The organism is Bradyrhizobium sp. FW305-F6 (genome assembly GCF_058782905.1).
Window position 1 is genome coordinate 336,089 of sequence record NZ_JBYSYD010000003.1, and the last position, 16,967, is coordinate 353,055.

General features: G+C 64.1%; 16 protein-coding genes and 1 tRNA gene. 2 read left to right on the top strand and 15 right to left on the bottom strand.

Going from position 1 to position 16,967, the window contains the following annotated elements:
- Nucleotides 1-41 precede the first annotated feature (41 nt).
- Entirely contained in the window at nucleotides 42-809 is a 768-nt protein-coding gene (locus AC3WLX_RS22010; protein ID WP_492337569.1) for an SDR family NAD(P)-dependent oxidoreductase, read from the top strand.
- A gap of 206 nt (nucleotides 810-1,015) precedes the next feature.
- Here AC3WLX_RS22010 and AC3WLX_RS22015 read toward each other — a convergent pair whose 3' ends face one another.
- Nucleotides 1,016-2,245, bottom strand: coding sequence for a serine hydrolase domain-containing protein (locus AC3WLX_RS22015; protein ID WP_492337570.1), 1,230 nt, complete (start codon nucleotides 2,243-2,245; stop codon nucleotides 1,016-1,018).
- A gap of 150 nt (nucleotides 2,246-2,395) precedes the next feature.
- Between AC3WLX_RS22015 and AC3WLX_RS22020 the strand changes: the two genes are divergently transcribed.
- Nucleotides 2,396-2,471: transfer RNA gene (locus AC3WLX_RS22020), tRNA-Trp, on the top strand.
- A gap of 108 nt (nucleotides 2,472-2,579) precedes the next feature.
- On the opposite strand, the gene AC3WLX_RS22025 is transcribed toward AC3WLX_RS22020, so the two are convergent.
- From AC3WLX_RS22025 to AC3WLX_RS22090, 14 genes are all read right to left on the bottom strand, one after another.
- Nucleotides 2,580-3,341 carry a glycosyltransferase family 2 protein gene (locus tag AC3WLX_RS22025; protein ID WP_492337571.1) on the bottom strand — a complete coding sequence of 254 codons (762 nt, stop codon included), beginning with the start codon at nucleotides 3,339-3,341 and terminating at the stop codon, nucleotides 2,580-2,582.
- 140 nt (nucleotides 3,342-3,481) lie between these two features.
- Nucleotides 3,482-3,988: a hypothetical protein gene (locus AC3WLX_RS22030; protein WP_492337572.1), complete on the bottom strand. Its 507-nt coding sequence runs from the start codon at nucleotides 3,986-3,988 to the stop codon at nucleotides 3,482-3,484.
- Between the two features lie 4 nt (nucleotides 3,989-3,992).
- On the bottom strand, nucleotides 3,993-4,499 hold the full coding sequence (locus AC3WLX_RS22035; RefSeq protein WP_492337573.1) for a hypothetical protein: 507 nt from the start codon (nucleotides 4,497-4,499) through the stop codon (nucleotides 3,993-3,995).
- 151 nt (nucleotides 4,500-4,650) lie between these two features.
- Nucleotides 4,651-5,691 carry a Gfo/Idh/MocA family oxidoreductase gene (locus AC3WLX_RS22040; RefSeq protein ID WP_492337574.1) on the bottom strand — a complete coding sequence of 347 codons (1,041 nt, stop codon included), beginning with the start codon at nucleotides 5,689-5,691 and terminating at the stop codon, nucleotides 4,651-4,653.
- A gap of 3 nt (nucleotides 5,692-5,694) precedes the next feature.
- A complete protein-coding gene (locus AC3WLX_RS22045) occupies nucleotides 5,695-6,900 on the bottom strand; it encodes a class I SAM-dependent methyltransferase (protein ID WP_492337575.1) in 1,206 nt (401 codons plus the stop codon).
- Nucleotides 6,893-8,110: a class I SAM-dependent methyltransferase gene (locus tag AC3WLX_RS22050; RefSeq protein WP_492337576.1), complete on the bottom strand. Its 1,218-nt coding sequence runs from the start codon at nucleotides 8,108-8,110 to the stop codon at nucleotides 6,893-6,895. Before AC3WLX_RS22050 ends, AC3WLX_RS22045 begins: the two co-directional genes overlap by 8 nt.
- A 244-nt stretch (nucleotides 8,111-8,354) precedes the next feature.
- On the bottom strand, nucleotides 8,355-10,328 hold the full coding sequence (locus AC3WLX_RS22055) for a hypothetical protein (RefSeq protein ID WP_492337577.1): 1,974 nt from the start codon (nucleotides 10,326-10,328) through the stop codon (nucleotides 8,355-8,357).
- Nucleotides 10,329-10,545: 217 nt separating this feature from the next.
- Nucleotides 10,546-12,306: a hypothetical protein gene (locus tag AC3WLX_RS22060; protein ID WP_492337578.1), complete on the bottom strand. Its 1,761-nt coding sequence runs from the start codon at nucleotides 12,304-12,306 to the stop codon at nucleotides 10,546-10,548.
- A gap of 4 nt (nucleotides 12,307-12,310) precedes the next feature.
- Nucleotides 12,311-12,895: a WbuC family cupin fold metalloprotein gene (locus tag AC3WLX_RS22065; RefSeq protein ID WP_291621464.1), complete on the bottom strand. Its 585-nt coding sequence runs from the start codon at nucleotides 12,893-12,895 to the stop codon at nucleotides 12,311-12,313.
- Complete coding sequence (locus AC3WLX_RS22070; RefSeq protein ID WP_492337579.1) at nucleotides 12,873-13,538, bottom strand: class I SAM-dependent methyltransferase; 666 nt, start codon at nucleotides 13,536-13,538, stop codon at nucleotides 12,873-12,875. The genes AC3WLX_RS22065 and AC3WLX_RS22070 overlap by 23 nt, the downstream gene beginning before the upstream one ends.
- A gap of 25 nt (nucleotides 13,539-13,563) precedes the next feature.
- The gene (locus tag AC3WLX_RS22075; RefSeq protein WP_492337580.1) at nucleotides 13,564-13,956 is read right to left on the bottom strand and encodes an LIC12192 family sporadic carbohydrate cluster protein; all 393 of its coding nucleotides are present in this window, start codon (nucleotides 13,954-13,956) and stop codon (nucleotides 13,564-13,566) included.
- Nucleotides 13,949-14,755, bottom strand: a complete 807-nt coding sequence (locus AC3WLX_RS22080) for a sporadic carbohydrate cluster 2OG-Fe(II) oxygenase (protein ID WP_025037016.1) — start codon at nucleotides 14,753-14,755, stop codon at nucleotides 13,949-13,951. The genes AC3WLX_RS22075 and AC3WLX_RS22080 overlap by 8 nt, the downstream gene beginning before the upstream one ends.
- Nucleotides 14,752-15,870: a DegT/DnrJ/EryC1/StrS family aminotransferase gene (locus AC3WLX_RS22085; RefSeq protein ID WP_291621473.1), complete on the bottom strand. Its 1,119-nt coding sequence runs from the start codon at nucleotides 15,868-15,870 to the stop codon at nucleotides 14,752-14,754. The genes AC3WLX_RS22080 and AC3WLX_RS22085 overlap by 4 nt, the downstream gene beginning before the upstream one ends.
- Entirely contained in the window at nucleotides 15,860-16,966 is a 1,107-nt protein-coding gene (locus AC3WLX_RS22090) for a DegT/DnrJ/EryC1/StrS family aminotransferase (RefSeq protein WP_492337581.1), read from the bottom strand. The genes AC3WLX_RS22085 and AC3WLX_RS22090 overlap by 11 nt, the downstream gene beginning before the upstream one ends.
- Nucleotide 16,967: the final 1 nt, after the last annotated feature.

Here is a 16,967-nt window from a genome sequence, read left to right on the forward strand (position 1 = left end):
GGAATGACATCAACACCAAGATCAAATTCTGGGAGAGACACATGACCTTGTTCGACATGAAGGGAAAAGTCGCCGTCATCACGGGATCGACGCGCGGCATCGGGCTCGCGATCGCTGAGCGCATGGCCGAGCACGGCGCCAAGGTCGTGATCTCCTCGCGCAAGGCCGACGTCTGCGAGCAGGTCGCAAAGGGGATCAACGACAAGTTCGGCAAGGGGACCGCGGTCGCGGTCGCCGCCAACATCTCGTCGAAGGAGAACCTGCAAAACCTCGTCGACGAGAGCAACCGCGCCTTTGGCAAGATCGACGTGCTGGTCTGCAACGCCGCCTCGAACCCGTATTACGGCCCGCTCGCCGGCATCTCCGACGATCAGTTCAGGAAGATCCTCGACAACAACATCGTCGCCAACAACTGGCTGATCTCGATGGTGGTGCCGCAGATGATCGAGCGCAAGGACGGCTCCGTCATCATCGTGTCCTCGATCGGCGGCCTCAAGGGCTCGACCATCCTCGGCGCCTACGCGATCTCGAAAGCCGCCGACATGCAACTCGCGCGCAACCTCGCCTGCGAATACGGCCCGCACAACATTCGCGTGAACTGCATCGCGCCCGGCCTGATCAAGACCGATTTCGCCAAGGCGCTGTGGGATAATCCGGAGAACCTGAAAGCCTCGACGTCGCGCTCGCCGCTGCTGCGCATCGGCATCCCCGACGAGATCGCGGGCGCAGCGGTGTTCCTGGGCTCCAAGGCCGGTGACTTCATGACCGGCCAGACCATGGTGATCGACGGCGGCGCGACGATCAGTTGAGCGATAGAGCGTAGAAGAGGCACGTAGCCCACCCAACAACCGGTGTCATCGCCCGCCTTGTGCGCACTTGCGCACTGAGGCGGGCGATCCAGTACGCCGCGGCGGGAGTTGTGTGGACGCACTGCCGGCGCGGCGTACTGGATGCCCCGGTCAAGCCGGGGCATGACAGTGAGTCTGGGGATGCAGCGTCGCGCGTAAGCGCCGCCTCACTCCACCGCCGCGTAAACCAGGTCCCGCACCAGGGTCCGCGTGTAGTCGCGCTGTCCGGGGCCCTGGCTCATGAACACCGCGAACAGATCCTCCTGGGGGTCGATCCAGAAGAACGTGCCGGCGATGCCGCTCCAGAAATACTGGCCGACGCTGCCGGGGAAGGGCGCGATGCCGGCCTCCTTGCGCACGGCGAAGCCGAGGCCGAAGCCGTGGCCGGGCGACAGCAGCGTGCCGTTGATGGCAACGCCGGGAGCGAGGTGATCGGAGGCCATCAGCTCCAGCGTTTTGCGGCCGATGATCCGGTTGCCGTCGAGCGTGCCGCCGTTGCGCAGCATCAGGCAGAAGCGGGCATAGTCCATGGTGGTCGAGACCAGGCCGCCGCCCCCGGATTCCATCACCGGCTGCTCCAGCATGTTGAACAGCGCGACCTTGTCTCCGGTCCAGGGATCGGCCGCGAACGGCTCGGCGAGGCGGCCGGCATTGGCCTCGCTGGTCGAGAAGCCGGTCTCGGCCATCCGGAGCGGCGCGAGCACCCGCTCGGCGAGGAACGCGCCGAGCGACTTGCCGCTGACGACCTCGATGATGCGGCCCAGAATGTCGGTGGACCGGCTGTAGTTGAACTCCGCGCCGGGCTGGCAGACCAGCGGGAAGCTCGCCACCAAGGCGGCGTGCTCGGCGTTGCTGATCTTGCGGCTGCGGACGCGGGACTCCTGGTAGAGTTTGTGCACGGGGCCGTCGCCCTGGTGCTCGTAGGTGAGGCCGGAGGTGTGGCGGAGCAGGTCCTGCACGGTCATGGGCCGCGCCGGCGGCACCAGCTCCAGCCGATCGCCACTGGCGACGCCGACCTTCTGGTTCGCAAATTCCGGGATGAACTTGGCGACGGGGTCGCTGAGCAGGAGGTGGCCGTCCTCGACCAGCGCCATGATGGCGACCGAGACGATCGGCTTGGTCATCGAGAAGATGCGGAAGATCGAATCACGCGCCATCGGCGCGGCGGCCGACGGGCTCTGTTTTCCGAGCGCCTCGAACCAGCCGACCTGGCCGCGCCTCGCCACCAGCACGGTCACCCCGGGCACGGTTCCCTTGTCGATCTCGCGCTTGAAGGCGTCCGACATGGCCTGGAGGCGGGGACGTGACAGTCCGAGCGTCTCGGGGCGGGCTTCCGGCACAGGCGGGGTCTGCGGTGTGGCCTGTGGGGCGGCTGTGGCGGTCGCTGTCGCGGTCATGGGCACTCCCGGTTGGTTTTTGTTATTGCCAACGGACTGTGGCCCAGAAAGCCCGGCACAAACAAGCGAAGCCGGCGCGGTTCACCCTTGCAAAGCGGCCGTCCCTTGTGCTTGAAAGCGCGCCTGATCCTGTGGCGACGCGGGGTCCGTAGGAGTGTAGCTCAATTGGTAGAGCACCGGTCTCCAAAACCGGGGGTCGCAGGTTCGAGCCCTGCCACTCCTGCCAGTCAAATCAATCGCTTAAGTTGGATGCTGGCGGGATAGGGACGGGTGCGTCCCACGAACTTGACGCCAGGAGCAGGTCCCAATTCTCGCATTCAAATGCCAGGCCCGCCTAGCGCGCCGGGACCCGCTCGCGGTCGCCGGGAACCTGGCTGAGATCGACGTGACGAATGGGAACGCGGCGGATCAGCGAGAAGATCGTCCCGATGAGCTCGAAATAGGTGCGCAGCCGCAGCGCGCGGGACGAGCCCTTCAGCTCCGCATTCAGGCTGACCGGCACCTGCACGTAGGTGAGGCCTAGCTGGAGCAGCGAGATCAGCGCGCAGATCTGATAGCCGTAACCGTCGGCCTTCACCGCGATCTGGCGCAGCCATTTCACGGGATAGACGATCATGCTGTGGTAGTCGGACAGCCAGAAGCCGAACAGGCAGTTCAGGACGAACCGCAGCGAATGCGATTGCAGCGAGCGGTTGATGGAGCGGTCCGACTGGTTGTCGCGATAGGTGATGACGAGGTCGGCGGCGCCCGCCGCCTTGAACATCCGGGCGACACCCTCGTTCTGAAAGGCGTGATCGCCAGGAATGAGCGTGATGGCATCGAATTTCGCGCGCGCCAGAGCATATTCGAAACCTGCGCCAACGCCCCGCCGTTCGGGGTTGTGATGCACGATGATGCGCGGCTCGCCGGCGGCGAACTCGTCCATGATCGCGCCGGTCGCATCGGTGCTGCCGTCGTCGATCAGGAAGATCTCGAAGTCGTCAAGCAGCTCGCGGGCGAGCGGCAGCACGCCGCCGATGGTGTCGGCGATCTTGTCCTGCTCGTTCAATGCAGGGATGACGATCGTAAGCCGTTTTGCCGCCCTGGAAGGTGTCATCGTATGCGCCCGTTGACGGGGCCATTCTGTCCCGATGGCCCCTGTGCAAAGTCTAGGTCATCTGAACCGGGCGAACAATGCAGGTCCCCTGCATGCCCACAGGACCAGCGCGAAACCTGGGATGTGTGTGATCCGCGCAACTATTCGGAAAAATCATAGAGACTGGTATCGCCGATGCCGAACGCGCGTCGCAGCCGCCCGACATGGCCGGCCATGTTCCGACCCCTCGCTGTTGCCGCAAAGTGCGAATCTGACCGTTCGACAAGGCCTCCGTCGACCAAATTCCCAATTCGTCCGCGGAACAGATCTGGAACCTGCCGCTCCACGATCTCCGACAGCGGGGCCCTGCGATCGGGGCGGTCGACGAGGCTGAGCAGGATGCCCAGCGAAACCGATTTATAGACGGCGCCAAAGGCGAAAACGTAAGCCATCACGCAAAATCCGAAAACCGAGGCGGCGTCCCAGTACTGAAACTGCGGGACGGCGAGAAGTCCGAGCGTTACCCCCAAACCGTGCGAGACAACAGCAGCAATCGCGAGCAGGGCGACGGGTCCAAGCGGCCATGCGCGTGTGCGCGCCATGAATTGCAGGGCAGGCGCCAGCAGGGCGAACACGGCGACGGCGGCAAGTCCGACAGCAAAGGACATCGCCTCACCCAAGGCCTGTCGACAGACGAACGAGCTTGACGAGATGCGCGACCGCAACTCCCTTGGTGGTGGGGGCAAGCCGGCCGTCCGCCGTGACGACCATGCCGGCCCCGATCAGGAGCTTCAGGCGATTGTGCGTGAAGGTGCCGAGGTCTCCACCTTGCATGTAGGCTGTCGCCCATTGCTCGAGGGTGAGAGGCCGTCCGGCCTGAACGAGCGCCGTGAGCAGCGTCAGCGTGAAGCCCCAGGCCAGCAGGCTGAACAGGATGTAGCAGAGCATCATTGCGGTCCCGAGCAGGAAGAGACCGCCAAGCACGTCGCCGACCTGGCGCTGACCTGGAAGGGCGATACAGGCGACCGCGTAAAGGATGACGAGGCTGACGCAGCCCAGCCGGAAACGACGGCCGGCTCCGCCGGTGGCGGCGATGCGCGCGTAAAGCAGCAACAACAGTGGAAAGGCGAGGCTGAGACCAATCGCAGCAGCTTGCGCCGGGCCTGGTAGCAGGTTCATTGCGGAAAATCGTCCCGGACGCCTCTCAGGCCAGCCAGAGCGGAAGTCTATAGGAGGTCGTATTTTTCAGGTCAAGGCAGCCCCGGCGCCCCTGACGGCCGGTCGTCACGCGGGCTTGCAATCATGTGCCGCGACGAAAACGACTTGCAGGTCACACTGTGCCGCCAGCCTGCCGCTCGTAGACCATTTCGGCCAGTGAGATGTCGCTCACCGAGTCCGCGCCGGACGCGAGGGGTATTTTGCAGTCCACGATATCGGCGACGAAGGCGTCGGCTTGGCGCCGAAATGCCCAGCTCGTTGCGCGCGCCAGTCGGGTGGATTCGCCGTCGTGATCGATGATGACCTGCGCCTCCTGTTCGGCGAAGGGAGCGGGCAATTCGAGGGTGAGGCTTCCGCGCTCGAAATCGATCGCCAGTCCCTCGCGCCAGGCTCCTTTGGCTCCGTTCGCGAGATCCAGCGTGCAAACGATGCCGTTGAAGTCGAGGGCCATGCGGGCGGCTCCCGAGGTCTCGATCGCGCTTTCGAGGAGCGTCGGCGATGGTCCGAGCAGGTAGCGGGACAGATTGATGATATGGCTGAAGACGTTCAGGAAGTTGTCGTAGCCCTGGCGCATCGCGCGCGGCATCCAGTCGGGGCCATCGTCCCAGAGTTCGAGTCCGTCCGGCCGTGCTTCGCCGGTCATCACGAAATTGTCCTGCGCCCGGCCCGTGTCGCCGCCGAGGCACCAGCCGCGCGCGGCGACGATGCGCCCGAGCGAGCCGTCTGCGCGAAGACGCGCCAACGCGGCCAGTGCGCGTGCCACGCCGGCATCGTGTCGTTTCATGTAGCCGATGCTGTAGATGAGGTCCTGTCGCCGTGCCGCCTCGACCAGCGTCTCGGCTTGGGCCGTCGTGTAGGCCATCGGCTTTTCCGACAGCACGTGACGGCCGCTGTTCAGGGCGTCCAGGACGATCGGACCGGTCGCGCGCCGCTTCGTCACGACGACGACGGCGGTAACCTCGCTGTCCGCAAGCAACTCCCGGTGCGTTCCATAGACCCGCGCAACGCCGAACTTCTGCGCGGCGGCGGCGGCCAGATCCGGGCGGAGATCGGCGACCGCGACGACGCGGCAGGCCGGATTGGCAGCGAAATTGGCGAGGTGGCACATCTGGCCGACCATGCCTGTCCCGATGATGCCAATGCCTGGCTTCACTGGCTATGATTCCCCGGAGCGCTTTCGGACGACGAGGAAATGCGCCGGCTGTCCCCAGCTGTCGATGAACGCTGGATCGGTTTGGGTGAGGGCAGTGACCGCGGACGCATCCCGTCGCCCGATCGCGCCAAAGATGCGATGGAAGCTGTCGAGCGTCGCAATGATGGCTTCGATGTCGGCGGCATCGTCGGCGAGGACGTCCGTCGTCCGGATCGTCTCGCGCAGCGAATCGAGGCTCGCGACCACGCGCGGCAGGCTGGCGCCGAAGGGATCGTCGATCAGCGCGTCGACGTCGAGAACCAGCGCCTCGATCGATGCCGAGATCGCCTCGACGGCATCGGCCTTGCCGACCAGGTAGAGCTTGCGTCCGCCCAGGAAGCTGAGGCGGCTGCGGTCGAGATGGCGCACCGCACGCCGCAGTTTCTCGTCGCCGGGCAAGACTTTCTTGTGCCAGTAGATGTCCAGGCTGTCGCGATAGGCCGGCCACGCGGAATGGATATCGAATCCCTGCTCATGCGCCGCCGTGCACAAGGCTGCCGCGTCGAGGAAGTACCGATACCGCACAAATGGATTTTCGAGCACGTCCATCAGCCAGGATTCGAAGCTGCGGGTGTGCGGGATGCTGTCCCACTTGGCCTCGAACAGCAGCCTTGCCGTTTCGAGCGCAGGACGACCCGTCAACGCCTTGCCGGCCGCATGGATCGCCTTGAGCGCGAGTTCGAAGAAGCCGCCATAGCGCTCGTAATAGGACACGACGGCGTAACCGTCCGGATTGAGCAGGCCGTGGAAGATGCCGAGCCAGTTTTCCGTCGGCTGCACCGTGTAGATGAACCCTTCGGCGTCGATGATGTCGAAGCGGCGATCGCTGCGGAATCCCTCGACATCGGCCAGTGCGAGCTCGCGCAGCCGCTCCGTCAGGCCGAAATGCGCGAAGTAGGCCTGGATCTTCGGGTGTGCATGCCGGTTCGGCTCGGCGAGCGTCATGTTCGCGCCCCAGCCGGCAAACACCAGCGCGTTCTCGCCGGAATCAGGACCGAACTCGAGCACATCGGCATTGCGGAATAGCCGCGGCGGCAGCACCAGCTTGTCCGCAAACAGTTCGCGGCGCTGGCCGGCATAGGCTGCGAGCTCGGCGGACGACTTGAAATTTCCGAACGTCGGCAGGACGTCCTGACGTTCGTAATAGTTGAAGAGCTTGTCCTCAGCCATGCTGCGACCTTAGCGCCGCCTCGAGACGGTCGAGCTCGCTCCAGATGTCGGAGGGCGCGAAGATCGAAACGATGTGGAGCGGACGCTTCACGTTCTCGCGCAGCCGGCCGCTCACCTTGGCTTCGTTCTCTTGGTTCACGGCGAGGAGACAGACGAGCGGCCCAGGCTTGCCGGCGAGATCGTCCGGCGAGCGGATCGGAATCCCGGTGCCGGGCAGGAACAGGCCCTGGCGCTCCTTCTGGTCGTCGACCGAGAGGTCGACGAGATCGGCCAACTCATGGGCATTGGTGAAGGTGCAGGCGCGACAACCGGCGCCATAGATGGCGATCTCGGCGCCGTCGGCGCGGGCCTTGGCGAGGATCGGGCGAAGACGAGCACCATATTCCCTTGCGCGCTGACCGAATGTTTCGCCGACGCCGGACGGCGCAGGCGGAGGCGTCACGCTGCCCGCGGCACGGCGGGCCGCAACCGCGAGGCTGCCGCCGCTGAAATTGTATTTCTTCACCGACACGGCCTCGAAGCCGTGCCGCGCCAGTAAAGCGAGCAGGGTGGGTTCGGTGAAATAGCTGACGTGCTCCTCCCAGAGGACGGAGAGGTCGCCTACGGTCGAGCCGGGCGCGAAATCAGGCACGTCGATGAACAGCAGCCCGTCGTCGCGCAGCGCAATCTTCACGCAATCGAAAAAGTTCTCGAAGTCGACGATGTGCTCCAGCACCTGACGCGAGACCACGAGATCGAACTTGCCGGCCTGGGCGACCGCGTCGTGACACAGGGCCGGGCTGATCATGTCGGAATAGACCTTGATGCCGCGCTCGCGGGCAATCTTGCCCGACACGGGGTTGGGCTCCACGCCCACGAGGACCTTCGCGCCGCGTTCGCGCAGCTTGTCCATGAACAGGCCGTCGTTGCATCCGATCTCGAACACGGACTGGTGCTTCGAGAACTTCGCGATGGTGTCGAGCTCGTCGACCTGGTGCGGCTCCGGCTTCCAGCTGCTGAAATTGTAGTTGAACTGACGATACAGGATGTCTGGATCGATCGGCTTGACGATCTGCGGCAGGCCGCAGTCGCCGCAGGCGAGCACCTCGAACGGATATCGCTCCTCCTGCTCGTTCCGGCTGCGCCGAAGCCGATGCGCGATCGGCATTTGCCCGAGGTCGATGACCGGTCGCAGGTTGGTCGAATGGCAGAGGCGGCAATGATCGGTCACTGATTATTCTCGCATTTGGGCAGGTCCGACGAGGCGACCTTCAATGGAAACCGGCGCGGCTGGCAATGAGACGGTCCCGGATACATTCCATCCGGGCTACGCGGAGCATTCCTCCAGCCTATGCGTCCTCGGCCGAAGCAGGTAGCAGCCGTGGATAGGTCTTGCAAGACGTGCCGCCATCCCTCAATCGGAGGTGGATGCGGCCGGCCATGTGCGCGCGCGACGGCTACGAGCACGGTCGACGTCAAGGCCGCCGCCGCTCGTAGAGTGTCAAATTACCCCTGGTCTCCACGGCCACGAAATCTTGCTTGATCCGCTTCATGACCTCTCGAACATGGTGGTACTCCGGCCTGCGCTCAACCATGCTATCATAAAACAGCCGGTCCGCCGGGTTCATGGAGCGATCCAGGAACCGCGCGTCAAAGGACACCAGGAACGGCATGAAATAGGCCATGGGTGCCCGATGGGCCTGCGCCAGATAGGCCCAATCCTTGATAGCGATGACCAGGACCCTCTCGTCCGGCCTGGTTTTATCCTGGATGAACTTCGCATCGGCCTCGGTGATCTGCTCAAGGTCTTCCTGCCACGTGACCGGCGGGCTCGAGACGAACGGCCACCGCAGAAGGCTGGGATAAGTTGCATACGATCTCAGGCCGTAGAGGTGGGGATTGTTCTTGTCCTGCACGAACAGCAGCGCAAGAACGGTCGCAGCCGCCGCTATGGCGCCAGCGGTTCTTCGGAACGACGGTTGCCACCCCGTCGAAAACTGGCGGATCCACCATGCCGAGACCATCACCAGCGGCAACGCGTTCTGGTGCCAGACAGCGTCCAGCGTCCGGTTGACCCATTTGATCATCAGCGCCATGCCAATCATCGACAGCGTCATCAGAATCCCGGTCACGAACCGGTCATGCCAAGAATCGGAGTGCCGTGACAGCCGGATCGCGGCCCAGCCGACGGTGATGCATCCCATGATCTGGAGCGGCAGATTGTAGATGATGCCCCAGCCCAAGTCCCATTTGATGGGCGTGCTTCCCCACCCAGTCCCGTAGAGTACGAGCGGGCGAAAGCATTCGATCAGAAACTCCAGGGAGAAGGCTCTCGTGCCGAACAGCACCAGGCACATCAGGATTGCGGCACCTATCGATGTGACTGCGAACACGAGGGCATTGCGATAGTTCGGAAAGCCTCCGACGATCGCCGCGACGAAGGTGCCTGTCACAAGGAAGAACAGTCCGATCTCTGTCTGCCAGAGCAGCGAGATGGCGCACATGATGGCCGACGTGATGAGCCATGTCAGGCGCCCGGGAGCGGTGCAGTGCAGGCTGATCGCGAGCGCAAAGACGATCAAGAGAGGAAATCGCGTCGGGTAGGCGGACGGCGAGTAGAACTGGCCGGTGGTGGAGAAAGCCAGCACGGCGAGCGCCGTGATGACGGCGATCGCGGCAAGTCTCGACCGGATCATGTAATTCAGAAGAAAGTAGGCCTGGATGTAGGTCGCGAGCGTGATCGCGATGTTCAATCCGACCGCTCGCATCGCCGCCGATTTCCAGCCATCTCCCATGATGAGATGAAAGAACCAGCCGAGTGCGGGGCCGTAATGCGAATGGAAGTCCAATCCCGGAACGAGTCCGGGGGCGTAGCCATAAAGCGCCGGACCGATGAAGTAACTTACCTTGTGCGCTTCGTCCCGCACGGCGGCGGTCAGGCCCTCGAGGTCGGAGGGGATCAGCAGCACGGCGAGGAATATGATCGCGAGCAGATCGGCCGCCCCCACGCTGAACGGGATGTCGGCCGAGGGTTTTGCGGCAGGAAGGTAATTGTTGGCGCCTCGATTGAGAGCGACGGTGATGGCCGCGGCCGCCAGCAGGGCGATCGCGATCCCGGGGCTCCTCCATTCATTGGCGGCGTCGAGGGCAAGATAGACGAAGCTCGCCGTGATGGCGCTCAGTGCGAGCGAGCCCGATGATCGATACGCCGCGTACAATGCCGCCGCTGCCGCAATCGGCCCGGACAGGAAGAACGAGCCGTAGAACGCCTTCTTGCAGAAATCGCAATTCCTGTCGGCCAAGGCCATATCGAAGCCTTCGACGAAGTTCGATCGAAACGACGGAAGGTAGTTTTTCAGCAGCAGCAGCACCACGTAGGCGGCGGCGCACGCGAGCAGGGCGGCCACAACTGCTCTGGCGGCGACCGAGAATTCCCTTGTGTATTGCACTAGGAGATCTCGACGTCGGCTATGATCGACGTCGGGGAGTAGGCTTCGTCGAACACAGCGGAAATCCAATTTTCTCTGAAATCACGTCCAGTCCCCAATTGCCTGAACTTCCCGTCGCGAGGCGCTTCTACCACCACAGTATTCCCTGAACAATCCCGCGAAGCCCGCGGTTGCATCCGGCATGGCAGTGTTCGCGCCTGAAATGATGACGCGCGGTCTAGCGAACTCCAGAGGCGGCACTTTCACATGCGGGGGCCGGCAGCGCCAGCAACCAGGCCGCCCCGCGGACGCCGGGCCGGTTGCAGGGCGGCCGATACTCGGCTCTCGCCAGAGGGACCGGGTTTCCGTCCTTCAATTGCATCAACTCCCCGCGGCCTTCCGTGGCCGAGGAGCTCCTTCCGAGGGTCGCCGTCAGAAGCTCGATGTATCCAATGTCGTCGGGCCGCGGAATGCCCGGGGCGGGGCGATAGCGCCAGGTCTCGCGGCGGGGCGGGCAAGGAAAGGTTTCGAGGTAGGAAACCGGGCAGTGGCCGTTCACGACGAAGTTCGGATCGGTAAAATCCCCACAAAAGTCCGTATAGACAAACGACCGCTCGCGATTTTCGTCCCGCAGGATCGTCTGTGCCACGTTCATGTCGTTGGCGCCGAGGCATCGTGAGCGGAACGAGAAGACGTGCCAGTTCTCGAACTGGAGCTTCACGACCTTCGGCTCAGGATCCGCGAGCAAGGCTGCTCGGACTTGCCGCAGCATGTCGCTGCTGAGCAATCCGTCGTAGAGCAGCCATTTGGAATCGTGAGCCGTCGACAAGGCGAAGATCGCGATCAGGGCCCCCGCGGCTGCTGCGCGTACGCGCACTCCCGGGATGGCCTGTATGACCGTTGCCAACAGGATCAAGACGCCGAACTGCGAAGGAAAGAGTAGCCTGGACTCACCCCGCGTCACGTCGCCATAAAGCCCGGCAAGTGCGTAGGGCACCGCGCCGAGAAGGGAAATCGCGGCGCCCAGCATCAGCAGCAGGAGCGTCGCATTCCTGTTCGAGCGTCCGTTCAGCACCCAGGGCGTCCACAATGCGGTCGACGAGAACCGGGCAAAGACGGCAATCGCGGCCAAGGTCACGACCGCGGACACGGGCAGCCCCAGCAGCGCGAAACCGCGAGAGCAGGCGTAGCCCAGGCCGCGGGGGAAGGCCGCGAGGTGGGCATAGAGTGCACTGGCTATGATCGAGAAATCGTTCGCGAAACTATATTGACCGGCGTAGTGACCGCTCTTCCCCAGAATTGTCAGTCGCAGAACGATCATGGCTGCAACGGCCAGCCAGAACGGTGCAAGACGCGCGAGCGTCTGCCTCCAGCGCTCGCGGCCAGACCAGGCGAGCACGACGCGAAGCGGTTCGAGGGCGATCAGGGTCTCGAGCGACAACGCGAATAGCAGGCAGAATGGTGCGCTCCATCGAAGCGCGCGCAGCTTCGAATAGGACAGCTCGTAGGAGAGCAGATAGAACAGCAAGAAGAAGTCGTAGACCGCGTTGAGGGTCAGGCGAATCGCATAGAACGGGCTGAGCAGGAACAGAGCCGTGACAAGACCGGCGATCCGTCTCGTATAGGAAGATCGCGACAAGACGGAGTGAAGCAACACGCCGTTGACCAGGTGGCAGGCCAGTCCGGCAATCCGCGCAGAGACATCGGGAGTGTCGTTGAAAAGCGCCACAAACAGCGTCATGGGGATCGCAAAGCCCGCGTGCGCCGATTCCCACAGCACGCGAGCAACGCCGGCTGCACCTTGGGTCCAGTAGATGTAGTACACGGTCCAATCGTCGCCGAAGACTTCACGCGCGAACAGAGCGGGCGCGGCCGTGACAAAGGCGAGAGCCAGCGCAAGGTAGACGTATCCGATGCCTGCCCGCTCCTCTCGTCGGAGGGCGGCAGCGCTCGGATCTACATTCATGCGAGCATCCTCGAGCCCGACGGGGATGGCCATGCTCCTAAGCTTTGCCTCGACTGTCCAAATATTCCGCAGCGAGGGTGCCGGTTCTCGTCACGTAGGCTTGGACCTCGGCAGCGTCGCCGCCGTCGGGGGCCCAGTCGGGGAATGCCGTGCGGGACGGATCGAATGGACCGGCGGTGGTCTCGTGAAACACCAGCCATTCGGAGGTGATCAGGATCGAGTGGAAGACCTTTTCCGGCATGCGATAATAGCAGCGTTTGCCCTCACCGTAGGGCGCCATCTCGAGCACGTCGCGAATGCGGCCGTCATCCTCGAAGATCACGACCTGTGCGGTGCCTTCGATCACGTGGAACGATTCCGGTTTGCCGATGTGCTTGTGGGGTCGCACATAGGCTTCGCGATGATGCACGATCAGCATTTCGTGCAGGCCTGACGAGGGATCGGGGTGTGTGCACAGCCGGCTGCGCAGACGCGGGTTGCCGGCAGCAATCCGTTTCAGCTCCGCGATCGTGGCGTCGTCCGCCGTGACGATCGCGTCGTCCGAATAGTACACTTCCGGATTTTGCGCACGCAACGAGGTCGGCCCGCGCAGGCCTGCTTCATTCGAAGAAGATGAACCCATGGTCGCCCCGGTATCCGCATTTGTCGTAGATCCAGGCCCATGTTTCCGGACCATGGAAGCTCAGGCAGGTGAGCTGCCAGTAAAGCAAGTTCGCCTTCTCGCGCTCGTTGCGGAAGGATTCGACCATCAGATATTTCGAGGCGCCGCGTCCGACGCGCTCGATCTCGGGCACCGCGCGGAAGACCTCCTCGAGCGGGAGATTGTGCAGCACGCCGAGCGACACCACGAGGTCGAAGCTGTGATCGGGATAGGGGAGTTCGACGGCGCTGCCGACCTTCAGATGGGGCCGCACCTCCTCCTTGGCATTGGCGATGCCGTACTCGGAGACGTCGATGCCGGCGATCTGGAGGTCCGGAACGAGCTGGGTGAACTCGTAGAGCAGGTAGCCCTTGCCGCAGCCGACGTCGAGCACGCTCATGCCCGGCTTGATGCCGTAGCGATCGATCAGGGTCTGGGCCAGCGGTCGCCATCGTCCGTCATAGCGGTAGCCGCCGTAGCCGTAGCGTCGGTCGCCGTCCCAATAGTCACGGCCCCATTGCCGTGCGACGGCGGCGGATTCCGCCTTGTCGTGCTCGACCACGCGCTGGACGTAATTCCGCTTTGTCGATGCATGCATCGGCTGGAGCAGGTTGATCTCGGTCATGGGAGCCAACCGGTCCGCGTCACCGTCACAGGATGGTCGCGAACTTGTTGACGAGCAGGATGTCCTCGACGGCCTGGACGTCCTTCTGCGATGCCAGCGTGATCTCCTCGACCGCGGCATGGAGGTCGCAGCCCTCGCGCAGCACGCGGTCGTAGATCTGGCGACGGCGCGCCTCGTCGGGCGGCAGCATGAAGATGCTGTAGAGGATCAGGCCACGCAGCCGGGGCAGCTCGTCCAGGATATCCTCGAGCACCATGTAGCTGCCGGGCATGGTGTGCTCGGCGGCGCTGAGCAGATAATGCAGGTTCTTCCGCCGCGCATAGTCGCGGATCACGATGTTCTGGACATGCTGCGGGGTGCGGCTGCCGTTCAGCGGCCGGGCGCCGATGTAGCCGCGGTGGCCGGCTCGCTCAGCCATGGAAGCCTCCCGGCAGCTTGTACTGCATGCCGACGCGGGTCGCCGGGCGCAGCAGGATCGGCTCGAAGAACTCGCCGAAGCGCTTGTCCGCGTAAGGCGACATGATGCTCTTGAAGCGGCAATTCATGCTCCAGCGCGTGCCGGCTTCCTCGTTGACGCGATTGCCGTGCATCAGAGTCTGGTTGAACAGCATCACGTGACCGTAGGGAATCTCGATGAAGGTCGCGTGCGGCTTGATGGTCTTGTACAGTTCCTCGGCGCTTCGCAGGGCGGCCATCCGGTCCTGCATCTCGCCGTTCAGGGACGGGGGCAGCAGATACATCGACTTGGTGCGGTGGACGTCGACCAGCGGCACCCACACCACGACCTCGAACGGCGAATCGCCGGACCAGACGTCGGAATGTGTGGCGAGCAGCGAGGAGCTGTCGCCGGGAAGCTGGATGCTGAGATTGACGCGGCGCTGCATGCACAGCTCGTTGCCGACGATGGTCTCGATCGTCGAGCGTGCCAGGCGAAAGTAGGTCGGCCGGAACCAGGGCTCGGCGTTGAGGCCGTTGAAGACGTGCAGCCGCAGGCCGTTGAGATCATCCACGCTGACCCGCGTGTGGATGGTGTCGAGCATCGCATAGGGATCGTTGCTGTGCGGCAGCTTCAGATAGTCCGCGGCGAGCTCTGCGGCACGGCGCTGGATCCGGTCGAGCCCGGCGCGGTCGTCGGCCGGCGTGGTGACGAAGCCGTCGTCGATGAAGCGCTGCGCCAGCGCCTGCTCGTCGGCGTGCAGGAAGTCCGTGTCCGTCATGCAAAATACTCCCGGGCGGTCGCGCAAATATAGCTGATGTCGGCGGCCGACAGGAACTGGTTGATGGGGAGGGTGAGGATCTGGTCGGCCTGCCGTTCCGTCACCGGGAATGCGCCGCGGCCATGGCCCAGATGCGCCGCGGCCGGCTGCAGGTGGATCGGGACCGGATAGTGGATTGCGGTCTCGATGCCCTTGTCGGCAAGATATTTCTGGAAATCGTTGCGACGCTCGGTCTGCACGACGAAGGTGTGGAAGGTGTTGAACTCGATGTTGCGGCAGGGCGGAATGAACAGCGGCAGGCCCGCGAGCTCCGCGCGGTATTGCGCGGCGTTGCGCCTTCGGCGTTCGATGACCGATGGCAGGTGGCGCAGGCGAATGCGCAGCACTTCGGCCTGAAGCGTGTCGAGCCGTGATACGAGGCCCCATTCCTGGACGTCGCTGCGGTTGATCAGGCCGTGGTTGCGCAGCCGGCGGATTCTTGCGGCAAGCTCCGCGTCGGCGGTGACGAGGAAGCCGGCATCGCCGGCCGCGTTGAGATTCTTCAGCGGGTGGGCGGAGAAGCAGCCGAACGTGCCGATCGTGCCGCTCATCCGGCCGTCATAGGTCGAGCCGATCGCCTGGGCGCTGTCCTCGATCACGGCGAGCGCGTGCTTGGCCGCGATCGCCATCAGCGGGCCCATGTCGGCCATGCGCCCGGTCAGGTGCACCGGCATGATCGCCTTGGTGCGCGACGTGACGGCAGCCTCGACCGCGGCGGGGTCGATGTTCTGGTCCGGCAGCACGTCCGCAAACACCGGCGTGGCGCCGACCGCGATGATCGCGGCGGTCGATGCCACGAACGAATTCGGCGGGGTGATGACCTCGTCGCCGGGGCCGATGTCGAGCGCCCGCATGGCGAGGATCAGCGCGTCGGTACCGGAGTTCAGCGTCACGACATGCGGTGAGCCGAGATAGGACGACAACTCCTCCTCGAGCTTTCCGACCGCCGCGCCGCCGATGAAGTCGCCGCGCTGGAATACGCCCTCGACCGCCTGCATGATCTCGGCGCGCTCTTCCTCGAACTGCGCGGGGAGATTGACGTAACCGATGCGCCGGCGGCCGGTGTCAGCGTCCATGGCAGAACTTCCTGACGGTCTCGATGACGCGGTCCTGCTGCGCGCGCGTCAGATGCTGGTCGACGGGGAAGCTGATGACTTCCCCGGCGTGGCGGTCGGTGACCGGGAAGGTGCCGGGCGCGTAGCCGAGATGCTTGAGGCCTTCCTGCTGATACAGCGGGATCGGGTAGTGGATCTTGGCCTCGATGCCGTTGTCCAGGCAGTATTTGTAGAGTTCGTCGCGGCGCTCGGCGAACACCATGTAGAGATGATAGACGTGCTTCACGTTGGGCCGGCGCGGCGGGATGCGCAGGCCGGGCAGGCCGGCGAGGCCCGCGTCGTAATAGGCCGCATTCTCGATCCGGCGCCGCGTGATCTCGTTGGTCTGGCCGATCAGCCAATTGCCGACCACCGCCTGGAGAGAATCGAGCCGCGAATTGCAGCCGAGGATCGCGATCTCGTCGCGGTTCTTCATGCCGTGGTTGCGGATCAGGCGGAGCTTTTCGTTCATGCCGTCGTCGTTGGTGACGACGACGCCGGCATCGCCCCAGACGTTGAGGTTCTTGAGCGGATGCAGCGAGAAGCCGGCCGCGATGCCGTGGGTGCCGGAGCGCTTTCCGGCAAACTCCGACAGGATGCCCTGGCAGGCATCCTCGACCACGGGCAGGTTATGGCGCTGCGCGATCGGCATCAGCTTGCCCATGTCGGTGACCTCGCCGGTGAGCTGAACCGGCATGATCGCCTTGGTCTTCTCAGTGATGGCGGCCTCGACCTGGTCGACATTCATGCAGAAGGAATCGTCGCAGTCCACCAGCACCGGGGTGGCGCCGGTTTCCGCGATCGCGCCGACCGTGGCGATGAAGGTGTTGGCGGCGGTGATGACCTCGTCGCCATGGCCGATGCCGAGCGCCTTGAGCGGCAGCTTGAGGGCGTCGGTGCCCGATCCGACGCCGATGGCGTGCCGGACCCCGATCAGTTCGGCAAAGCGCTTTTCGAATTCGGCGACGGGCTTGCCAAGGGTGAAGTCGCCGGTCGCCACCAGCCGGCCGATCTCGGCCAGGATCGGAGCGGGGTCGGCGAACTGCTCGAGCAGATAGGAATAGCGAACGTCGTACATG